At 27.5% G+C, this 23,417-nt stretch carries 18 protein-coding genes; 11 read left to right on the forward strand and 7 right to left on the reverse strand.

Going from position 1 to position 23,417, the window contains the following annotated elements:
* Window positions 1-28: 28 nt before the first annotated feature.
* The 10 genes from IM807_RS01355 (at window position 29) to IM807_RS01400 (ending at window position 15,302) form a co-directional block, all read left to right on the forward strand.
* Window positions 29-1,405, forward strand: coding sequence for a hypothetical protein (locus IM807_RS01355; protein WP_196362549.1), 1,377 nt, complete (start codon window positions 29-31; stop codon window positions 1,403-1,405).
* A gap of 10 nt (window positions 1,406-1,415) precedes the next feature.
* The gene (locus IM807_RS01360; RefSeq protein ID WP_230861137.1) at window positions 1,416-2,387 is read left to right on the forward strand and encodes a hypothetical protein; all 972 of its coding nucleotides are present in this window, start codon (window positions 1,416-1,418) and stop codon (window positions 2,385-2,387) included.
* Between the two features lie 16 nt (window positions 2,388-2,403).
* The gene (locus tag IM807_RS04225) at window positions 2,404-4,662 is read left to right on the forward strand and encodes a type IV secretory system conjugative DNA transfer family protein (protein WP_196362548.1); all 2,259 of its coding nucleotides are present in this window, start codon (window positions 2,404-2,406) and stop codon (window positions 4,660-4,662) included.
* A 223-nt stretch (window positions 4,663-4,885) separates the two neighbouring features.
* Entirely contained in the window at window positions 4,886-5,713 is an 828-nt protein-coding gene (locus tag IM807_RS01370) for a hypothetical protein (RefSeq protein WP_230861136.1), read from the forward strand.
* Window positions 5,714-5,828: 115 nt separating this feature from the next.
* Window positions 5,829-6,020 (forward strand): hypothetical protein, encoded by a 192-nt coding sequence (locus IM807_RS01375; RefSeq protein ID WP_196362547.1) that lies wholly within the window; start codon window positions 5,829-5,831, stop codon window positions 6,018-6,020.
* A gap of 12 nt (window positions 6,021-6,032) precedes the next feature.
* The gene (locus IM807_RS01380) at window positions 6,033-6,416 is read left to right on the forward strand and encodes a hypothetical protein (RefSeq protein WP_196362546.1); all 384 of its coding nucleotides are present in this window, start codon (window positions 6,033-6,035) and stop codon (window positions 6,414-6,416) included.
* A gap of 17 nt (window positions 6,417-6,433) precedes the next feature.
* Entirely contained in the window at window positions 6,434-8,122 is a 1,689-nt protein-coding gene (locus IM807_RS01385; RefSeq protein ID WP_196362789.1) for an Mbov_0396 family ICE element transmembrane protein, read from the forward strand.
* Complete coding sequence (locus IM807_RS04230; protein WP_196362790.1) at window positions 8,100-10,802, forward strand: Mbov_0397 family ICE element conjugal transfer ATPase; 2,703 nt, start codon at window positions 8,100-8,102, stop codon at window positions 10,800-10,802. The genes IM807_RS01385 and IM807_RS04230 overlap by 23 nt, the downstream gene beginning before the upstream one ends.
* Window positions 10,803-10,840: 38 nt before the next feature.
* Complete coding sequence (locus IM807_RS01395) at window positions 10,841-11,683, forward strand: Mbov_0398 family ICE element protein (RefSeq protein ID WP_196362791.1); 843 nt, start codon at window positions 10,841-10,843, stop codon at window positions 11,681-11,683.
* Window positions 11,673-15,302: an Mbov_0399 family ICE element protein gene (locus IM807_RS01400; RefSeq protein ID WP_196362792.1), complete on the forward strand. Its 3,630-nt coding sequence runs from the start codon at window positions 11,673-11,675 to the stop codon at window positions 15,300-15,302. The genes IM807_RS01395 and IM807_RS01400 overlap by 11 nt, the downstream gene beginning before the upstream one ends.
* A gap of 33 nt (window positions 15,303-15,335) precedes the next feature.
* Here the strand turns inward: IM807_RS01400 and IM807_RS01405 are convergent, their stop codons facing one another.
* The 3 genes from IM807_RS01405 to IM807_RS01415 are packed head-to-tail and all read right to left on the reverse strand — an operon-like array spanning window position 15,336 to window position 18,343.
* Complete coding sequence (locus tag IM807_RS01405) at window positions 15,336-17,006, reverse strand: hypothetical protein (RefSeq protein ID WP_230861153.1); 1,671 nt, start codon at window positions 17,004-17,006, stop codon at window positions 15,336-15,338.
* On the reverse strand, window positions 16,987-17,193 hold the full coding sequence (locus tag IM807_RS01410) for a hypothetical protein (protein ID WP_196362730.1): 207 nt from the start codon (window positions 17,191-17,193) through the stop codon (window positions 16,987-16,989). Before IM807_RS01410 ends, IM807_RS01405 begins: the two co-directional genes overlap by 20 nt.
* A gap of 10 nt (window positions 17,194-17,203) precedes the next feature.
* Window positions 17,204-18,343 (reverse strand): Mbov_0400 family ICE element protein, encoded by a 1,140-nt coding sequence (locus IM807_RS01415; RefSeq protein WP_196362794.1) that lies wholly within the window; start codon window positions 18,341-18,343, stop codon window positions 17,204-17,206.
* Window positions 18,344-18,462: 119 nt separating this feature from the next.
* Between IM807_RS01415 and IM807_RS01420 the strand changes: the two genes are divergently transcribed.
* Window positions 18,463-19,680, forward strand: coding sequence for an Mbov_0401 family ICE element transposase-like protein (locus tag IM807_RS01420; protein WP_196362795.1), 1,218 nt, complete (start codon window positions 18,463-18,465; stop codon window positions 19,678-19,680).
* Between the two features lie 221 nt (window positions 19,681-19,901).
* On the opposite strand, the gene IM807_RS01425 is transcribed toward IM807_RS01420, so the two are convergent.
* The 4 genes from IM807_RS01425 to IM807_RS01440 form a co-directional block, all read right to left on the reverse strand.
* On the reverse strand, window positions 19,902-20,480 hold the full coding sequence (locus IM807_RS01425) for a hypothetical protein (protein ID WP_196362796.1): 579 nt from the start codon (window positions 20,478-20,480) through the stop codon (window positions 19,902-19,904).
* A 69-nt stretch (window positions 20,481-20,549) separates the two neighbouring features.
* Window positions 20,550-21,218, reverse strand: coding sequence for a 5'-methylthioadenosine nucleosidase (locus IM807_RS01430; protein WP_196362797.1), 669 nt, complete (start codon window positions 21,216-21,218; stop codon window positions 20,550-20,552).
* Window positions 21,199-22,284, reverse strand: coding sequence for a nicotinate-nucleotide adenylyltransferase (locus tag IM807_RS01435; RefSeq protein WP_196362798.1), 1,086 nt, complete (start codon window positions 22,282-22,284; stop codon window positions 21,199-21,201). The genes IM807_RS01430 and IM807_RS01435 overlap by 20 nt, the downstream gene beginning before the upstream one ends.
* A gap of 2 nt (window positions 22,285-22,286) precedes the next feature.
* Window positions 22,287-23,207 carry a Cof-type HAD-IIB family hydrolase gene (locus IM807_RS01440; RefSeq protein WP_196362799.1) on the reverse strand — a complete coding sequence of 307 codons (921 nt, stop codon included), beginning with the start codon at window positions 23,205-23,207 and terminating at the stop codon, window positions 22,287-22,289.
* Window positions 23,208-23,417: the final 210 nt, after the last annotated feature.

The following is a 23,417-nucleotide window of genomic DNA, read 5'->3' on the forward strand; positions in this document are numbered from 1 at the left end:
TTATCCAAAAACAAAATTAGGAGTGAATATGCAAAGAAATAATCTTGTAAATGTTTTGATTAAAAAAACACCACGTGGTGATTCGAAAAACTCTGATTTAATTCGAGATTTTAAAAAAGTTTATCAAAGCAAGAACTTTCTTGATTATTTAGCGCGCTTATCAGCAAATATTTGTTTGGATAGTGCAACTTTGCATGAAGCGTGATCATTACATGTTTATTATGAAGATCAAGAAGATGGATTTAAAAAATTTCTTAAAGGAATTTTAAAAGAACAAGAATTAAATCCGCAAAAATTTAAACCAAAACTTTTCCAAATTTTGGGCAAAGATAAAACTGCAATTGTTGATTTAAAAATTGCTAAAAAACAAATTGGTGAAGTTAAGCAAGACCAAGCAGTCTGGCCATACCTTGTTAGTTTTAAAGATTATCAACTGATAACAAAAAACAAACTGCTAAGTTTAGAGGATTATGCAAATTTTATTGCTCCCGAATTAATTAAATGACTTAAAAAAAACTTTTTAGATATTAACAATTTAAATATTTATGGTGGAGTACATTTCGACACCGCCCACCCTCACATCCAACTTTGAATTTCTGAAAAAAAGCCGAGTTTGAAGCATGACAAAACAGTTAGATTTGATAGAAGAGATAAATTTGATATTAATAGGCGCGATTTTGAACTTGAACTTGAAACCAAACTTTTACAAGGGTTTAAAAATAATAAACTTAAAGCTAACGAAGAAAAAAATGATGATAGTCAGAAAAATTTTGACAAACAAGTTTTAAATCTTCGTTCTTCAAAATTAGATTATTTTGAAGAACTTAAAAAATTTAAACTTGACAAAATTAAAGAAACCAAGGAAATGAAAATTGCTGGACTAACATTTGAAAACCAAGATTTATATTCAATTGTTGAAAAAGCACGAAAGGCAAAACTAATTACAAATTTAATGTTATCTACTTCGGAAATGACCGAAATCATCTCTAATTTGTCACGGGCTGAAAAAGAAATTTTATTTAATTCCAATTCGGCTAAATATTACAAATACTTACAACCAAATCAAAAAAAAATTATTGATGATATTTATGAACGGGTCTTGGATTCTGATTCGATTTTGAAATCGAAGAAAAAATATTTTGAAATAGTTTTAAACCAAGTTAAAAGTTTTACCAAAAGTGAAAACGAAGTTGTTGCTAATAAAGCAAAAAATATTTCGAGAAAAGAAGAAAAAAACTTATTTTTATCAAGTAGAAATTTTATTTTAAAAGAAATAAGGAATTTTTATGGTCTAGATAATAAAAAAACACACAAATCAAGACGAAGTCAAAAATATGTTCAACCAAAATACGATCCATTAATTTTTTATGTTTTTAAAAAGTGAAAATATAAACTAACAAGATAAGGAATTAAAAATGTCAGTAAATTCAAAAGAAATTAAAAAATATGATATTGATTTCATCAAAAATGAACTTAATTATTTAAAAAAACACCATAATAAAAAATTTACAAAAACTTATGAAATTTATAAATATAAATTTGGTAATCCAGAAAATTATGGTGAATATCCAAGCGCTTTTGCTGAGTTTTTAGCAAAAAATGAAAATAATGCCTTTTTTCACTTTCAGACCCAAGAATCAATTTTTACTAGTTACTCAATTTTAAATCAAAAGTTATTTTTCCCAAGTAAAAAAAAAGAAGTAGAAAGATTAGATAGTAAAACAATTCAAAAATGAATTAATAGATTAGGCTCCAGTAATTGTGATTTTGATGGTAGTTGCGAAAGTAAATGAATTAGTTTAGATCAGTATCAAGAGCAAATTTATTACAAAGAACAAGATATCGATAATCTAAATGATAAATATGCTGAATTTGATTTTAATATGCCCGAAAAAGAAATGGATGAAACTACTAAAAAAGCCCTTGAAGAATATTTTGAAGCATCAGAAAAAATTATTGATTATTACGATGTAAATTTAGAAAATGAAGAAAAAATCTTAAAAAATAAATGAATCAAAATTCAAAACGGTATTCTTGATTTTGAATTTGGTGAATATGCCAAAAATGATGCCGAGTGTTTGGAAAAAATTTTGTTAAGTAATGAAAAAATTATCAAAGGTCATATTGATACTGTCTATTCGGCATTTTCGCGTCTTGAACCTTTATCTAATTTTAATTTAGTCGACAACATTATCCAAAAGAACTGAAAAGATTATCCAAACTTTTTTGAATTTAATAACGGGGAATACGGATTTGAAAAACTAGCAACTGATGTCATTACTGGAAAATTAAAAACAAATGAAACAGAAATTTTGGGTTTTAGATCAGAAACCGATACTTTAAGCCAAGTTCAAAAAGAAACTAAAAAATTAAAAATGAAAATGTAAAAATGAAAATGTAAAAATGAAAATTAAAATCAAAAAATTACCAAAATGGGCTCAATATTTAGTTATTGGCTTAATTTCCTATTTAATTTCTTTTGGATTTACTTTTTTTATATGACCCTTTTTGTTAAAATACGATATTTCAAACATTTTTAAAACTTTTTCTAATCAAATTCAAGATAGTTTGAGAATGGTTTTTATTATCTCGGCAAGTTTTTTAATCCAAATTATCGTTTTTCCAATAGTTTGATTTTTTACTAATTTATCAAATAATAAATATTCAAGTGAACTTAATAGCGATTTTGTTTTTTATGATGAAGTCGAAAAAAAAGGTTCAAAAGGTAAATTCGAAAAACTATTTTTAGCAACTGACCAAAAACAAGAAGCAGGTTGGGTTATTAAAACTAGTTTAGTTGAAACGAAAAATAAGGAAATTAAATATTACATCTTGGCTAACTCTCACGCGTTCATTTTAGGCGACACAAGGTCCGGGAAAACACAAAAATTTATCATTCCAACGATAAAGTATAACATTCATATTGAAAATCCTGATTTACGGCCGAATTTAATGATTGTAGACCCAAAAGGCGAATTATTTACATCTTTAAGCCAGGAAATGGAACAGCAAGGATATGAAGTTGTACTTTTAGACTTCCAAAATTTAGGTAAAAGTCGTGGAATAAATTTTTTAGCACCAATTTGGGATAAATTTCATGAACCATACCAAAATGAAGCCGAAAAACTGCAAAATTATGATATTGCGTCTAATTGATTGGAAAAAGTAATCGAATCTGTTAACGAATGAGATACTGATGGGAAAAATAACTTTTGATCTTCACAGGCGAAAAATATTCTTTATGCTGTTGGCTGATACCTACTTTTATATTCTAATTTGGATAAGACTTTCACGCGGGAAAAATATGTTTTTTCTAATTTTGTCTATTTCTTATCGTTTGAAACTTTTACAGGCGGAGCATGAATTGAAGTCTGCAAACACACACAAGATAAATTATTATTTACTTTTTGCCAAGAAAAAATTACTCCGCTTGTGAACACAAATCCAGAAACTTTAACCTCAATTTTGGTAAACGCTTACGGAGCAGTTTCGAAATTCAACTCACTTGGTCTAAAAATGTTTTCTTCAAAAGATGAAACCAATTTTGATAATTTAGTCCAGCAATCAGACATTGATTTTAAAGATAAATTTAATGATAAGATCAAACCTTTTGCAGTTTTTATAACATTCCAATTAGACAGCAATATCGGTCAATTAATGATACCTTCAATTATAAATAATTGCTATTCTTCTTTAATCACAATTGCAAGTTCTAAACCAAATCGGAAAAATTTTCGCCCTTTCCTATTTTTAGGAGACGAATTCGGAAACCTACCAAAAATATGACAAATGGCAACGAAAATGTCTACTGCTGCATCTTATGGAATCTATTTTGGTCTAGTTTTGCAAAATATTCAACAATTAGAAAAATACGGAAAAGAGTCTGATACTATTCTTTCCAATTCGGCACTAAAAATTTATTTTAGATCTAATGATTTGAAAAGTTTAGAAGCTTTTGCAAAATTTGCAGGGAAAAAGCCAGTAATAAAAAAATCTTATTCAAATTCTGAAAAAAAAGATAAATCCGAATCAGTTTCGGAACAACTAATAGAAGAGGATATTGTAACTGTTAATAAATTAGCCCAAATGCCCCCTGACGAATCTTGAATCTTTATAACTGGTCTAAAACCGATTCATATCAGATCTGATTTTGCTTATCAAATTTGGCAAAATCCGCAAAAAAGTTTGGAAAGCTTCTATTTTGATAAAAAAAGCAATTTTGATTTTGAGTTTATTGAGTTTAATTTCGAAAACAGTTCTAAACTTTTAAACCCTGATTTTCAAGAACAAGAGAATGAAAAAAGAAAGGAAAAATGAGAAAACGATAACAAACGAAAAGAAAAAATACAAAATTTAATTTTAAAAAGAAAAACAAAATTAGGTGAAAAAAAAGATGAAAAAGGAGATTTAGATAAAAGCAAAGAACTAATTCTAGAAAAATATTTAGAAAAAAATAAACAAAATAACTTATTGCAAAAGGAAATAATCAAATTAGTTAGAGAAACGGAGTTAGCTCAACAAAAAAAACAAAAAGAAACTGATAGTGTGCTTTTGGAAAATTTAAATGCTTATATTAATCAAAATCAAAACAAAATTCAAAATTTATATAAAGAAATAAAAATAAAAAAAGAGCCAATTAAGGCTCAAAAACAAAATTTATAATAGAAAGGTGCCCGATATGGACATAAGTAATTATATCATTAAAACCAAAAAAATCAAAAAAAAAGTAAGAAAAATTTTTTGTTCTAACTCATCTTACCTTTTTTACGTTTTTTGGACTATTAGAGATTTTTGATTTAAAAAGAAAGGGGAAAAATGTAGATTTTTAGAAATTAAGCAAATTTTGGAAAAATTACAAACAAATTTTGTGTCTTATAAATGGAATATGAAAACTATTTATAAAGTTGTAAATTATTTAATTCACGAAAATATTATTGAAGCTCAAATAATTAGCAATAAATTAATAATCACTACTGTTCTGGACTTAAAAAAATACTATATTCCTAAAAGAATTCTAGAATTAAGTTCGCTATCGAGAACATTAGTTTCAGCAAATTATTTAAGAATTTATCAGTATTTAAAGAACTTGGCAATTAGCAATTTTAAATCTAGCAAAAATGCAAATGAAATTTTTGAAAGCGAAAATTCTTATGCTTATTTTCAAAATTTAAAATTAGATAAAGAAACAATAATTGCTGGTCTTAAGTGAATTAGAAAAAATAATTTATTAATTGAATTTGAAAATAAAACAATTTCAAAAGAATTTATTAATCATATAAATTTAGATAAAAATAAGTTTTTTAAGGGAATCAAATACCAAAAAGAGTTAATTACTATTAAACTTAAAAATATTGAAAAAGTTTTATATCGGCAAATTGATCAAAAAGTAGTTTCTTTTTATTCAAAAGTTAAATTTATTTGAGAAGTTCAAAAAACGGTTATTAAAAAAATCAAGAAATTTTTTGAGTATTTTATTAAGAAACCTTGTTATTTATTGAGAAAAGTAAAATCTGGCTGAATTTATTCTGCCTGTTGGTGCAAAAACAACGGTATTCACTGAGAAATAAACCGCGAGGTGCCAAAATATAAGTCTTTTTATCGGGATAAAAATTTAATTATACGGCGGCAAGGCCAAAGATCTTTTTATAAGTTATTTAATAAATTAAAACACTTTCAAAATTCTTGGTTCTTCAAATTTAAAATTATGCACTAAAAAATGAAAAATCGCCGCGACCTAAGAATTTTTTTAACTTGTCTCCAAAAATCGACTTATATATACTTTAGAAAAACTATAAATAGTTTTAATATACAAAATAAAAGGAATATAAATGAAAATTAAAAAAGAAAATAATTTAAATATTTTGCAAGAAAAATTGAAAATTTTACAAGAATCAGATACTGATACTTTAAAAGAATTAAAAAAATTACTTTTATCTGAATTAGAAGCTGAAATCTTAACACGTAAACAACAAATTGAACTTATAGATAAGCTTATTAAAAATAATGAAAAAACAAAATAAAGGAGATTTAAAATGGATTTAATTAGTCTTTTTCAAGAAAATGGCCTTGAAACGATAAAAAGCACAGTTGACAATATTTCTTCAAACACACTTAATTTTTTAACAATTATTTTTGGCTCTTTAGTCGGACTTATAGGCGCGGCAATGATTGTGTTTGTTATTACTTTACTCTTGCAAGCCAAATTCGCGGGACTTGAAAAAAAACAACAGATTTACAAACGACTAAAAACAGGAATTGTCATCATTGGGGTAATTGTAATTTTGCTAATTGCTGGCACAGCAATTACTGCAACATTTAAAAATTTATGGAGTAGTTTTGGTAATGGACTCAAAAAAATCGCAGCTCCAAGCGCAACTCAGGCAATAATCGAAGAAATTCAGAAGTTTAAGTTTTAATAATTTAAGGTAAAAAAATGTTTGGTTGACTGATTAATCAGATTGCTTATGGATTTTTCGCGGCGGGTTGATATATATTCTGCTGGTTTCCTTTAGTAATAATTAAAGTTATTACTACTTTATTTGGGTCAATTAATTTTAGCTTACTAAAAGGAATTTTTTTTGGCCAAGAAGGGTTTGAAATTAACAAAATCCCAGTTTCTTTCTGAATTTTTGTTGGTTTATCTGCTGGAGCGCTAATTTTTTTGATTTTATATCGGCTTTTAAAAGGGTTGTTTTATGGTAAGGACAGTCAAGGAAGAACGAGTGAAGGGGAAGTTAAAAACATAATTTTAAAAACAATTTCAGCAATTTTCTTTCCAATTCTGTTTGTTGCATTTCTGTTTATCATTTTAATTGGTGCAAATATCACAATTATGGCGATTAAATCTAGTCTGAATTACAATTACGATTTAAATGTTTCGTTAATTCGCGGTGCCAGCGGTGATTTAAATTTAAAGCCAGAACAAATTACAATTTTGTCAAAAGGCAATGTGATAGATTTTGAAATTTATCAAAATTGGTCATGAGGGCAAGGGCCAAAACTAATTTTGTTAGTATTATTATCAAGTTTGACGATCGCCTGACTTTTAGGAACAACGCTTACAAGTTTAGTTGCGAACATCGCCCAAATGTTTTACCAACTTATTTTGTTACCCGTTTTTTCAATTTCACAAATTAGCGATGACGGAAAACTTTTTAAAAAATATTTAAATGGTTTTTGGGCGAAATTTTGAGTAGTAATTATTTACCAAGTCGCTTTTTTATTTTTCTTTGTTTGAACAGAATATTCAGTTAACGCTTGAGATTTTATCAAAACTAATGATACGGATTACGGCGGAATTGCGAATTGAATATTAAGTTTTGTTTTTTCTTTAATAATGATTTTAGGCGGCGGATTCGCAATTAAAACAATTTCGCAAGAATTCGCAGGTTACTTTGGCGGTGAAGGGTTTGTCAGAAGCCAACAAGAATGAGCACATAAAACTGCATTAGGAGTATCAGCGACTGCCGGACTTTTAGCAGCTGCTCCTGCTTTTGGAAGAAAACAATATCGCAAATTTGCTAAGCTCACAGGTTATTATGATTCTGAAAAAGCACAAATTAAAGATGATTATCGCGCGGGGCGCATTACCAATACGCAAAAGAAATTACGACTTAATGAATTAGCAAATAAAAAAGCACAATTAGGACAAACTTTTCGCCAAGGTTGAGAAAAATCGAGAAGCGAAGGAAAAGGGTTTATCCGTTCCGCCTGAGAAGGTAAAGAGGCATTTAAAGAAAGCAAAGATATGGGGATTATTGAAGGTAAAGGTTATACAATCTCAAAAAATCTTTCTAAATTTGCTGATTGAAGAGCCAAAAGAGCTGAGAAAAAAACTGTTGATACAACATTAGCAAAAAAATATGCAGATAGAAAACAAAAAATCGCTAACGAAAAATTTGCAAAAAGGTCAAAAAATTTATACGATACAGTCCAAATTGGCAACGATGAGGATTATCGTGAAAAAAGTTCTTATAAATCAAGTTATGATAATTTCATTCAGACAAAAATTGAAAAACAAAGGCAAAGAAAAAAAATACAAGACCAAGAAAATCAAGAATTAGATAAACCAAAAGCAAATGATAAAGGAAAAGAAAATAATGAAAAAACAAATTCAGAATAAGGCAATATCAAAAATAAATCTTCACATTTTCAGGAATTTTAATATCTGAGATTTGCTAGTTTTATCGATTGTCATTATTTTTGCGCTTGTTTTTGGTTTCACTATTAATGTTAACTTAAATTTTTTAATCAAAATTTTAATTGTAATTTTATTTTTTGCTTTTGTTGGTCTGCCGCTTTTATTTAATTTCCCTAGTCAAAAAGCACGCGGTTGACAAATTTTAGTTTATTGATTAAGATTTATTTCAATGCCCAAAAAATATTCAATAAATGCAAATGGCTCAAATAATACAAAAAATTTAATTCCTTATATTGGAATAAAAAATGATTTTCTTTTTAATGGCAAATCGTATGTTGGTGGTTTGAAAATTCAGGGAATTGATATTTTTGCTTATGACTTAGAAACGCAGAGTAATATTTTTAATAATTTTGCTAAAATAATAAACAATATTAATAAAAAAATATCAATAATAAAAATCGCAGCGAAAAACGATATTGAGGAAAACCAAAAATTTTTAGATAAAGAATTTACAAACTGCAAAATAAATGCCAATGAAGAAATTTGTGAAGGATATTATGAAGATCTTAATCTAACTTTTGAAGGGCAGTTAAAATTTAACTATTTTTTAGTTGTTTATGATTTTGAAATCAAAGAATTAGAACTGGAATTATTACAAATCAAGTCTCAATTGGCGCAACTAGAAATTGTTGCTGAAAAGTTAAAAATAGAGAATTTACTCGATTTATCGCTAAAAATTTTAAACTCAAACGATGAAGTTGATAAAGATTTCGTAAAAGAAATAGTTAATTTAAATCACGAAATCGAAAATATTCCTAAAAATAAACTAAAAGAAATTGCAAAAAAAACTGGTGAATTAAAAGATAAAATTCAGTCAATTTTTGCACTAGATGAAATTAAATGACATTCTAAATATTTTAAATCTAATAATAAATTTTTTTCTTTACAATCTTTTTCGGAATTACCATTGGAATTACCACCTTTTTGAGCAAATACATTTTTTAATTCTGATTCAAACATTGTTTGAAACATTGAAAAAATGTCTGACAAAGATAAAGAAAAAATTCTTAATAAAGCACATAATATTCTCTCTTTGAACCAAATGGATGAAAACAGAAATATTTTGCTAAAAAGAAAAGGCGAATTTGAACAGCAAGCACTAGAAAACGTTGTTGATGTGGCTGCTAGTGGGCAAAATCTTTTTTATTCAACTTTTTTATTTATTAACTGTGCTGATTCGCGCAAAGAACTAGATAATTTAGAATATACTAATATAAATTTAATTAAATCTGTTAATGCAATTCCTTTTTCATTAAGGTTTAAGCAACTTTTTGCTTATTTAAACATTTTTTTTCGGCAAAATGATAATTTAAAAGAATATATGGAAATGCCCACTAATAATATCACCTGGGGTTTTCCGTTTACTTTACGCGAATTTAATGATAATAATTTTAATGCCTTAGGACTTAATTATTACGATAACACACCACTATTTTTTGATCAGTTTTACCAAAAAGGCTCACGAAAAAACTCGAATTTATTTATTTTGGGAACTTCAGGCTCTGGAAAAACTACAATTACGAAAAAGTTAATTACTTATAATATCTCGCTAGGAAATTCTGTAATAGTTTTGGATCCACAGAACGAATATTGAAAAATAGGTGAGAAATTAGGCGCTAATGTAATTCATTTGAACTCTAGTGGGCAATCAGTTTTTAATCCGCTGCAAATCCGCAAAATTTTTAACCCTTCTGAGGATGATAGAATTATTAATGCTGATTTAATTGCACTTAATTTGTCTAAATTAGAAACATTTTTTCAAATTGTTTTTCCTAATATTAGTAACACGGCTTTAATTGCAATTATTTCTTGTGTAAAAAAACTTTATGATTTAATTGGATTTTACGAAATTGAAGAAGATATTTCCAAACTTGAAAATGAAGACTATCCGATTATCGATGATTTAATTAAAGTTATTAAAGAAAGCGAATTTAGCTATTTACCGGAAATGGAAAAGCAGGTAATTATTGCTAATTTTGAAGCAAGTTTTGATAGTTCTTCAATTTTAGGAAGAATGTTTAACGGGGTTTCAAATACAAACGAAATTAACACTAAATTTAGTATTTTTAATGTCGCGGCTCTAATGAACCTCGAAAAAAGAGTCTATCAAGCAGCGTTTTTCCTTGCTCTTTCATTTATTCAAGGCCAGATTTCTGAATTTTATTTAGAATCCAATCGCAAAATTGTTTTAGTTGTGGATGAAGGTCATAAATTTATTGATGAGTCTAATTTATTTGCTCTTAATTTCTTATTTGATACTGCTAAAACTATCAGAAAATACAATGGTTCTTTGATAATAACAACACAAAATCCGGGTGATTTTGCGATTAGCGGTGAAGCTGCTCGAAAATCAGAAGCAATTATTGAAAACTGCCAATATGCTTTCTTCTTCAATTTAAAAAGCAACGATATTGAAAAGGTTGATAAACTTTTTTCATCATCGGGCGGTCTTACTAAGGAGGAAAAATCATTTATTAATTTAGCCCAAATTGGTGAATTTTTACTAACAGTTAATACTGTTGATAGATTTAAGTTACGAGCTTATTTTAATGATGTTGAAAAACAATATTTTTTTGATAAAGGAAATAAAGCAAATGATTAGTCAAAATAATCAGATGTAAAAAATAATGTGAGGATAACATGGAAGAAGAAAAAGAACTAAATACAAATTTTCAATTTTCAAGTTTGCAATTAAAAAATTTAATTAAATCAGTGGCAGATGGTCTGAATGAAATCAAAACAAAAAGTTCTAAATCTAAAAAACCAAAATCAAACAAAAACAAAACTAAAGAAAAATTTAACGCTGAAGTACCCTCATTTTTATTAAAATTTTCAGAAAAAAATGAGGCAAAAATTATTAATAATTTTCGTGCTCAAGCAAAACTGAAAAAAGAAAATCCAAATAAGTTACTAAAATATTTAATTTTAAATACACTAACTTCAGAAAATACTCTTAAATATTATTCAGCACTAAAAAATGATATTTATTATTCATTAAGAAAAGCTGTTTATACGTCATTATCGCCTTTTTATTTGCGCTTGGAAGAAAATAATATTGTATTTGAGCATAAATACGAGTTAATTAATTCTAAATTAAACCTAATAATTAATCTTTTATTGGAGAATATGCAAAAATCTCAATTCGAAATTGAGCAAAATAAAATGGAAGATTTAGTTTTGTTTAAATCTCTCAAACAAAAACAAGAACAAGAATATATTTTGTTAAAGAAAAAAAATCAAACAAGAAAAAAAGAAATTTATGAAAGCTATAAAAATTATTTATTAACCGAACAAGTTGAAAAAATTATTAATGATGAAGATCAATTAGTAGCTAAACCAACTAGTTTACGCAAAATAAAATCAATTTTAAAAGAATCATACGAGCCTAATTCTAATGATAAAACCCAAGATAGTATGGATTTAGGTCAAAGTCAAGATGAAAAAATCAACCAAGAAAAAGGAGAAGAACAAAATGAAAACTAAAAATAATGTAAATAAAATTTTTTTAATTTTGTTTTCTTTTTCATCAGTTTTTTTGCAATCAGCGACTTATGAAATGCCTATTTATAATCTTGAAGTTAAAAAAGAAACAATTTGAGGTGATTTAACCCCAAAAAACGAATATTCTTTAACTAAAACAAATGATAACTTTAATTTTGATCTCGGACAAACAAATCATGATTGGAAAATTAGCGTTGGACTTAATAGCTTTTATCACGGCTTTACGGGACAAAACGACATAGTAAAAAATTTTTCTAAAGAATGATTCAGTAAAGAAAGAAGTTATTTAAGTGGTACTTGTCATAGTGCGGGATATAATTGCGGAGTTGCTAATTGAAGCAAAACTACAATTCCAGATGGGGTCTATAATTTAAATAACAAACCCAATGATTCAATTTCTGATGATAACTTTGAAATTGAGCTTGAAGATGTTTTATACGGTAAAACCTTGCAAGATTCAGATCAAAAATTTACTGATTTTTTTAATTTGTTTAATATTTCGCTTAGAAGCGGTGATTCTTATTATAAATATTTTTATCATGAAGGAATTGATCGTTTGGGTCAGGAATTCACTAAATTATTTAATACGCCCCAAACTGGTCAATTTAATTTAACAAATATTAAACTAAATTTTGAATACACAGTTAAAGACAATAAAATTACAAAATTAGCTGTTACAATTCGTGCCTTTGTTGAATATAAAACTCAAATTGAATTTGAAAATAAAGAAAGCTCCAAATTGAGAGATTATTTTTCAAATCTTCGTAGTTCTTTTAATTTTGAATTTCCTAAAGGTTATGAAATTTCAACTGATTCTGGTGCTTCTGGAGGCCTTTTTACCGAAAAACCTACTAAAACTCATACAGATACAAACGCTAATAATTTAAAATCAAATAAAGAATATTTTGAAGAAAAAATTAATCAATGATGAAATCAAAACAAAAAGCAAAATAGTGATGAAAATCCTTATAATGTAAAATATAGTTACAATACTTGGTCTACTTCAAAAAATCCAGCAGATTTTTGAATCGAATTTGACCATCCACTCGATAAAAATCGCCAAAAATTTTATATTGTAAATTACGACACACCCGATAAATTCCCAACTTTTTGGAAACCAACACCCTTTTTATTGCAAAAAGAATTTTCTTCACGTCTTGAACTAATTCCTTCGCAAGTTTGAAAATATGACAGCGACCTTAAAGGATTGGTAAAACAAAAAGCTGAACGTAAAAAGGATGAAGAGGCGAAAAAGGAAGAACAAGAAAAAAACCAGGGAAACAACATTTATGGGGGCAAGTTTGAATTTGTTGGTGATGTGAAAGTTAAATTTAATGCTGCAAAAGATGAAAGTGAAGTTTTGTTTATAAATGGGAAAAAAGTAGATGTATTAGATAATCAATTTGAAACAACACTTCAAGATTTAAGATTAGAAAAAAAAGAAAATGGTGGAACTAATCAATATAGAATTGAAATTAAAAAATTTAAACAAGACAAAAAAGAAATTGAAAAATCTTATTCAATCGATTTAGTTACAAAATCAGTTGTTAACATACTTCAGGGAAAATGATTTGGTTGAGACCCAGAAAAAAATTTAAATCAGAAAAAATTAATATCCCAATATCTTTTAGACGATTCAGGAAATCCAATTATCGGCGAAAACGGCGAAAAATTAGAAAATCCAGAATATGATCCAAATATTGACCCACAAACTGGAACAAAAAAACAAATTTTATGGGTAAAAAACAACGGCTCTGATTTAGCAGATAATATTTTTTATAAAGACAATGCTATTAGGGAAAATGGCTTTATTGCCGAGGCCGCAGTTGCTGGAAAAGGGATTAATTTAATATTTTCGCAAAACTTCCAAGATAATAAAGCAACAATTAAAAAATTTAAAATTAATCAAAATCAGAAAAATCAATTATCACTAGCAGCAAACACAAGTCAATATTCTAGTGATTCCTCTGGCAAAGAAATAAAAATCAATAATAATGAAAATGATTATTTTTCGGATTCTGGACTTTGACTTTTTCGGGTAGGATATGAAAGCGACCAGCAAGCGTTTAAATTATTTTTAATTGGTGATAATGACAATACTAAATTATTTTCAGATATTGTTAATTCCAATATATATATTCCTTTTTGGTATTCAGTTGCTGGAAAAAATTTAGAAAAATATTTAAAACAAATTCGCGGGTTTAACCAAAAATATATCAAAGATTTATCATATGAAAAAATTATGGCTCATTGAAAATCTTATATTAATTATAAACTAGATAAAGGCGAAATTCTTGACCCAGTTAGTCAAGAAATTACTAAAAGAATTGACAATGCTCTTGGGAATTATTTACAAAATTTAAATTCACTTAATTTTGATAACAACCAAAAAATTCAGCTAAAAAATTTAGATTTTAAAGATTTAGAAAAATATTTAAATCAAGAACAGAAAGATAAATTAAAAGAAATTGAATTTAGCCCATTTAAATATAACAATAATTGAAGTTTTGAAATTAATTCTGACTTAGCAAAATCACTAAATTTGCCAAATTCGCATTTTGAATTTCCTGGATTAAAAACCCAAAACGAACTTGAAGAATTAAAGAAAACTAAAACTGAAATTGAAATTCCTGATTTTGAGTCAAAACTAAAAGATTTAATTGATAAAAATGCTTTTGATAATCCTGATAATTTGGTAAATAAAGTATCAGTTTTGATAAATTCAGAAACAAAAAATCCAAATATTGTTCTAAAAATCGATTCAACAAAAAGTGGCGAGCTAAAAATTAAACTTTTAACTGATGATAAGCACTTTATAAAAAAAGACCAATATAAATTTAATTTAAAACAAATGCAGCAAAGTGCTCAAGATAATTACGATATTTTTAATGTTTTGCCAAAAAACTTTAAAATTAATTTAAACGGAATAACCGATCCGATAAAAGCAAGCGATTATATTAAAGAGCAAATCGAGAAAATTTCGGCCGGAAAACTAAATTTTGGTGGTAATTACCAATTTGACCCAAAACTTTTAAATCAGCCAGAACTTTTTAAAATTTTTCAAGGTGATTTAAAAACTGCAAAAAGCCAGGGAAATTTAGCGCTATCAGGAATTAGCTTACCAGGATATATTAATTTAGAAATTGCAAATGTTGTTCCGAATATTAGGAACCCAAAAGAGTCTAATTTGTCAAAAATTAAGCTCGAAAATATCAAAATTAATTCTAAAGACCCAAAAATAATTGCAGAAGAGTTAAAAAAACAATTAAATAAACAACTAGCGCCTTGAGGACTTAATTGAGAAGAATACTTAACTCCACTAGAATTTGATAATATTCTCACAAAAATTAGGCATAATAAAATTTCGGAAATTACTTTTAAACCGGGGAATTTTTTGACTCAAGGAGATTTAAAATTCAAAGTTGAAAATTTTGATTTTGAGCCTTATAAATTCGATTTAGAAAATTTAGAAAATAGTAAAAACTTTCTGGAAAATCCCAAAAATCTTTACTGATTTATTCCTGTTAGCGTTGTTGTTTTAGGAATTTTAAGTTTTGGTATCTGATTTTTAATTCGGAAAAAATTCAAAAAGTTTAATTAATAAAAACCACCCAAAAAGGTGGTTTTTATTAACTTAACTTACTTTTGTTTCTTTTGGAAGTTCTTCTTTTGTTTCTTTTGTTTCTTTTGTTAGTTTTTCTTTTTCAATTTCTTTAGTTTTTTCTGGCTTTACTACCGACGAATTTGATTCATCATAATATTCATTGTCGATTTCAGGATCAGCTTTAAATTGGATTCCGTATTTATCTTGATAGTTTTTTAGTCACTGCCCTCAAGCTTTTTGCCCAGCTTTTTTGGCTCCTTGGCGTGCTTTTTCTTTAAGTTCTTCAGAATAATTATTGCCAATTTTTGCATCTTCTTGAGTTGGTAGATCTTGAATTTTGGGTAAAAGGGGTTGAAGGTAGGTGTTGAAATAGTTACCAAACTGAATTTTTTTTACTAATTTGGTTAAAGTGTCTAATTTGTTATCAGTTCTTTTTAAATTAATTCTTCAAATAATCGGGGCAATTTTTTGATTGTAGTACTGAATCAAGTCGGCAATCAATGATTGATCGTCTTGGTTATTTGAAGCGTCAATATTAAAAACTAAGTCTTTTCTTAAATTTAAATGGTTTTTTGGGTTTAAAAAATTAGCAAGTAATGACACAAAAGAAGCAATTGGAAATCTCAACTTACCAGCAAGTTGTTGTCCAATATCTTGATTTTTGTCATTGATTTCAAAAAGGTATTTTTCAATTGAACCCACAAACTCTAAAACTGATCTTGCACTATCAGCAGCTTGGTGAATTCGTTGCACCCGCATCATAAATCAGCCAAGTTCATATCATAATTTTTCAGGATTACTAGGTTGATATCTTTTTTCAATATAATAATCATCTCGGAAATAACGCGCAGTATTTATTATTGAATCATCATCCGAGAGTAATGGTTTATCAACTGACGAAGGTCAAATTCGTTCATTAGCTAATAAAAAATCAAAAACAATTGCGTATTTTATTGTTTCATCATTAGGAATTTGGACTTTGTAACGGTCAAGTTCGGGTTTAATTATTGAAAATACTTTGTTTACGTCAATATCACCCAATGACTTTACCTTATCCTTATCAGTTAAATCTTCATTAAAATCATAAGTTGATTTGCCATTCATTTTTTTTATAAAGTCTTCATATGATTTTCGCAGGCCTTGTTTTCAAACTTCGACTTCACCAGGATTTTGGTATGATTGATAATCAACTAAATTGCGATTATAATATCCTCTAATTTTTTCATAAAAATAATCAAGTCTTTTTAAATATTCTTCTTTATTATATTTATAAGTATTAAATCCTTTTTTCTTTAGATATTCAGGAATTGACTGTAAAAAGTATCAATAAGGCAAAAGTCCATATTTCCCGGTTCCGCCTTTATTTGGAATAAAACTAGCTTCAGGAATTTCTTCGGTGTAATTTTTTTCAACATTAAAGCGATTTTTTGCTTCTTTTGGGTTTTTCTTTTGTCCGTTAAATCCTAAAACCGAATTAGTAATTGTATCGGAATTTTCTTCTAAAATTGGATTTCCAGCAACTGGATTTGCAGATTTTGGGTTATAACTACCCGGGGTAGGAACGAGCGATTTAGAAATATGTTTTTGCATTTCTTGATAAGGCTGAAAACAAGAAACTAACAAAGTTGGCGCTAATGAAAAACTAGTACTTAATAATAGAATTTTTTGTTTTTTCAATTTTTTATAGATCAAATGCAACATAAAATACTCCATAAATTAAACAAGCTATAATTAAAAAATAAAAATAAGTTAAATTTCGTTTGCGCTTTGCTGTTTTAGAAATAAAAGCTTTTATTCTGTTTGTTTGCTTAACTTTTGTAATATAAATTCCAAAACTAGACCAGAATATCAATGAGAAAATTGCACCAATTAAATGCCCAATTTCCATATTTCTCTCCTTACATCTTCATTTTTAGTTTCTTTTTGTTTTTATCTTTTTCTTCTTCTGGTTTCTGCTTTGCTTTATCTCAAACAGAATTTGAATGATTTGATTGGTTAGTATTTTTTTGCAAGTTTTCTTCAGCTTGAATTACTAATGAAGTTTTAAATCTTTCATTTTCTATTTTTTTTAAAATATCGTTAAATTCAAATTCTAGGTGATTAAAATCAAAAACATCAATTTGATTATTATCTTTTTGCATTATTAATTTGAATATTTTAAAATTGTCTAGATCAAGACTTAAATTACTTTCAACAAACCAATTTATCATAAATTCAAAGTCGTTTTTTTGTAACTCATCTGTTAATTTATCATAATCAATTATTGATTTAGTAATTACTTTTGCATCAATATTAATTGGTATTATTGGCTCTTCTAATGAATTATATTGCTTGATAATCTCCATTGAATTAAGACCATTTTGAATGAATTTATTTTTCTTAATTCATTTTAATAAAGGTCAATGAATTTTTTCTTCCTCGTATTCTTTCTTAGCAAGTGATAAATTATTTCTCAAAAGATTGAGATTTTGAGAGTCTCTTTCTTTTTGCAAACCTTCTTTTTTAAATTTGATTTCGGGCGATTTTGAAGAATTATTATAGTCTTTTTTAAGATGCCAATCGCTAGCATACAATACTTTTGAAGTGGCTTTTTGAATTTTTTCATCATAATCCACTTGTGTAAGCACTACAAACGGTGGTCTTTGATTTAAAAAAGAATTGATAGTATTGAAAATTTTATTTACATAATAATAATCTAATTCCTGAGTGTCCCAAATTTTAGTTTGATTTTTCTTTAAAAACTTTTCCAAGTCATCTTTGTCTATATAAAAAATTTGGGAGCAATCAAGATATGAGTCCTTTCTAAATAATGTTTTAGGTTTATTTACTTTTGGTATTTCAATCTCACCTTTTAACTTTTTTCTAATTTCACCGTTTTTTTTATATTTCGAACGCGCTTTGACATAATAGTATAAATCAGTGTTTGAATCATAAAAAACAACAACAGGATGAGCATCTACTGGTTCTTCAAGACTAGAAAAAATAAGAGAATCATTAAAACTAGTAGGTGTGAATTTCTCTATTAGTTTTTTGGCCATTTTAAACACCCCTTTGACTAAAATTTATTCTTAATTAATATAAATTATAATGTGAAAAAAGTTAATTTTTCCTAATTTTTTCTTTTTTTAAAAAAATTTCTATTATAAAATGAAAAATTATGATTTATACAGAATTAGAAAAAGAAATTTTATTAGCAAACTTAATTGCAAAAGTTAAACAAGAAGATGTAAAATTTTCTCAAAAAATAATTAAAAATTCTGAACAAGGCCTTCACTCAAAAATTAAACGAAAACTGAAAACTGAATACGGAAAAATTGAAATTGAAATTAATAGATATTGAAAAAAAATTTTAGTAGGTGATGAAAACGGCGAAGTCATTGGCAAAAAAAGAAAAATTTTCTATTGTGATTTTTTTGAAAAATTAGTGCAAAAAGGAAGAACAATTACTAATTCACTAATTAAAAAAATTCTGAACCTTTGATACGAAGTTAAATATGGCACAGCAATTTCGCGGATTTTTAATAAAACAATTTCAACTACGTCAGTTAATTTAATATTAAAAAAAATTGATACAACTAGCTATTTAGAAAGCTTTCATGAACTAAGTGTTACTCAAAATTATATTAACTTAGCGGTTGATGATAGTTATAGCAAAATCGTTCAAAATCGAAAAATATTTAAGGTTAAAAATCGAATGCTAGTGTTATATTTAGGCAAAAAAAATGGAAAAGTTTTTGGTAAAACTAATATTCTTGAAGTAAGAAAAACAAATAGCCCTAGCTTTAGAATTGATCAACTTGCAGAAATTGTTAAAGATACAATTTGGCGTGTTTATAATAAAAATCTAAAAATTATTGTCTATGGCGATGGGGCAAAATGAATAAAAACACTTGCAAAACAATTAGACGGAATTTATATTTTAGATAAATTCCACCTATTAAAAAAGTTATCCGATTTAGTATCTTTAAAGAATAATAGCTCGTTAAATCGTATTTTGTTTAAAGATAAATTCCCACAACTTTATCAAAAATTATTAGGTTATTTTGAAAAAAATCAAGGTGATAAAGTTGTTTTTAAACTTCGTCAAATAATAAAATATCTTGAAATTATAGCAACAAAAAATCCTTGACTTTTTAGTAGGATCAGACAAAAAATCGAAGAAGTTGAAGACTTTTTACGCTATGTAATGTCTAATTCAGCTGCAGTTAGTCAATTATTTTTATTTCAGAATGCAAGTAGTTATACCGAAAGTTTTGTTGCAAATTTAGTTAAATATAATACAAAAATTAAATACTCAACTTATTCGTTTGGTCGTTATTTTAATAATTTAAATTTACATCACAAGAAAATTAATACAAATTTGTTATTAGTTTAAAGTTTTTTTAAAATGTTAGTTTTTGGAATTTTATATATATTACTATGTAATATATACTTTCTTAAGTAAGTCAAAAATCAAAAAAAAAGTAAATGCTGTTTTTTATGGAAATAAAAAAAAACTATAAAATTTACTAATTATCATTGATAATTAGTAACAGCATAAAAAAGGAATGCCTTTTCGTTAGAAAAATCTAGGCATGCCTGCCTATTAAAGGGTAATTAAAAAGACAAAGTCGGAAAATTACCCTTTAATGTTCTACCACAAAGGAAATAAAAAAAAGTTTTGTTATTGATTTTTTTGTGATAAAATAATGAATATCAGGATCGAATCACAAATTTTTTTACCTTACGTGCCTTTGTTTTTAAATTTTCAAGTCGAGAATCTGAAGTTGAAAGCGAAGGCTTTTGTGATTTTGAAATCACTTCTGGTCTAGTTAGTGGAATATCGATTTGTTTTTTGGCACCTGGGTCCACAGGTGCGGTTTTCTCAATTTCTTTTTTAGTTACTTTTGCTTCTTTTTGGGGTAATTTTTCAGGAAGTGGGCTAACTTCTGCAGGCGGAGCAACTATAAGTTTCTCAGTTGGTCTGATTTCAGTTATCGGGTTTTCTTGTCCAGTTTTATTACCATTTTTTTCAATTGTTGAAGGATTATGTTGTCAATATCTGATTGGGTTTGATTCAAAATTGAGGCTTTGAAACTGACTAAAACCAACACTGACACCTGCAACGACAAGAGGAAAGACAGCAACTAGGATTAGTTGCTGTCTACGCGTAATTTTTCGTATGAAATTAGCCATGAGTTTTACTCCTTTCATATAAAAGATTTAATTTATATTATACAAAAAAAAGCAAAAACATTTACAAAACTATTTGCTTGCAAGATCATCAAGGATTTTGAAAACAAAATTAATTGCTTTTTGGGCGCCATTTTTAATTGCAAAATTGACTTTTTCAAGGTCAAAATTTGCTTCAATTTGATCACTTGGATATTTTATACAATAAAATTTAAGGTCATTTTTCCTACTTATTTGCGCGAAAGCAAATGCCTCCATGTCAAAAAAGTCAACAAAATTAAAATCAACAATCTGTTTGGAATCAGCGATGAAGCTGTTGGATGAACCAAGAATTCAGGGCTGATTTGCCAGCAAATTGTTGTTATAAAAAGGTGATTCACCAGGCAATTGTCCCAGTGGATACCAAGGTGTTTTAGCATCAAGAAGGTAAAATTTTTGTGGAAAAACAAGTTGATTTTGTATTTTTGCAAAATCAACTTGCAAATTTGTGCCGCAACTCCCATAATTAATTAGATTTTCAATTGCAAATTCTGTAACAACTGCCTGGGCAAACATTGTTGCATTAATAAGGCCAATTCGTGAATTTACATACAAAAATTCTTGATTTTTGTATGTAAAAAGTGGCACTTTTGTGCTTAAAATGGTATAATTTTTTACAAAAATTGCGCCATTTTTTTCTAAATTCACAGCCTCATTTTCATCAGCATAAAAAATTGCAGTCTTAATTTTTGTGCTTTTCATAAAGAGCTTCTTGTTGATTAGAATTTGCTGAATATTGGTGTTTTTTAGCAGCTTTTTGAACAAGAATTTTAAATGCTTGTTCCAAATCTTGCTTTGCAAGTTGGCGTAAATTTTGGATTCCAAAAAATTTGCGACCACGAGCAAGTTTGTCTGCTACATAAATTGCTTTATCAAAAATTGACATTTCAAAACAAAGACTTGTGTGGCAAGAAATTGCATAAATTACCTCTTTATATGGTAAAAAATAGACGTTTTCAAGTCAAATTGCCGCTGAAAGTTGGTGCAATTGATAATCTTCAAGATGGGTGATTTCTTGATTTTGGCTTTTGAGAAATTCAAGGTGCTTTTCTCTTGGCCAAGTTTTAGTAAGATCATGAAAAAGTCCAGAAAAATAAGCTAATTTTGAGTTTAAATTATAAATTAAGGCGTATTCTTTGGCTAATTTTGCAGTATTTCTTGAATGAATCAAGCGCTTTGAATTACCAACAAAACTTTCTAAAATTGAATCTGCATAAAGGAAATTTTTACCAATATATTTCTGAACCTTCAAATCAAGCCCACTAAAATCACCCTTGCGAATTTCAGAAGAACTAAAATTTGGTAAATTGACTGGCAAAATCAAGGCATTGTAGCGTTTGACAAGACTAATGTTTGGAAAACCTTTACGGGCAAAAACAACAAGTTGGACTTTCTCAAGAATTTCCTTGTAATTTTTTCAAGCTTTGAAAGTTTTGAGATTATCAGAACCAATAATTAAAAAAATCTGACAATTTGGATATTTTTTATGAAAAAAATTCACAGTGTCAATTGTGTAACTGACTTTTTTGGCTTTGATTTCAAAATCACTGACAGTTGATTTTGGAATTTCTATCAATTTGAGCATCTCAAAACGGTGTTCGGCTGCAATGTTATTTTTTTTGCGTTTCTTTAGTGGGTTAAGGTAATTTGGTACAAAAAAAAGTTGATCAACATTTAAAAAATCAATTGCCCGTTGGGCAATTTCAACATGAGCTCGGTGAACTGGATTAAAAGTACCACCATAAATTGCAATTTTTTTAAAATTCATTTTTAATAATCGACACTGCCAACAACAACAGATCAACGAAGTTCCTTAATTTTCTTTGATTTTTGAATTTCTTTTTGTGGATCCTTTAAAAAGCGTCTGATGTAATCGCCAACACCGCCCTCGCGATTAGTCTTTTTTAAAATGACTGTTGCATGTTTTTTTACTTGTGGCGCTGAGTTTTTCATTGCAACTGAGATTGTTGCAATTGAAAACATGCCAATGTCATTAAAACTATCACCAATTGAGATAATATGGTCAAGGTCAATTTTGTAATAACGTGAAAGCATCGAAACTGCTTTGGATTTATTGACTCCAATTGCCGTCATATCAAAAACATAGGAATTATTTTCACCCTTGGATCAAGCCGAAAATTCACCTAAATCACCAAAACGACGTTCTAAATAGAGCTTAAAATCAGCAATGTTTGTTGATTTTTTTGTGTCCAAAATCAAACAAGTTGGTCGCAAAGGAATTTTATAAAAATTTAGACCAGGTTTTAAGTTTGGAAGATGATCAAAACCAAAAATCTTTTCAAGATCAGAATCACGCTTTTTAATTTTCGCTCATCCCGGACCCTCAATTGCAATATTTGTGATCTCACTTTTCACACGTTTGTCACCAACAATATAAAGAATATCATTAAGATTTATGTAATTAATAGTGGGAACAAAATCGTTATCAGTTGGATTATGAACAAAGGCACCATTAAAATTAGCAACAATCGTATTGAGACCAAGTCGATCATAAATAGGTTTTGTTGACCTTCAAGGTCTTCCCGTCAAAATACAAACAATATGACCTAATTCAATTGCACGTTTAATTTCACTTTCAGTATCGGGGTGAATATCAGATTTGCCACTATCTGACAAAACTGTACCATCAAGATCTAAAACAAAAAGGAAACGTGTTTTTGAAGTTTTCATCTAAAAAATTTTATCACAAAAGTGGTTTTTTCAAAATGAAAAAGGCAGCCTAAAAAATTTGCAATCAAAAACCCTTTGAAAAAAAGGTAAATTAGTGAAATTTAGAAATTTAATTTTAGGCATGGTTCCTTGGTACCCTCTACTTTTTTTTTTTTTTTTGAATAGCTGCACTTTCAAAATTGAGGAAGCTGCAGAAATTAGAAAGCAATA

This window comes from Mycoplasma sp. 'Moose RK' (genome assembly GCF_015708155.1).
Classification (GTDB): domain Bacteria; phylum Bacillota_I; class Bacilli_A; order Mycoplasmatales; family Metamycoplasmataceae; genus Mesomycoplasma.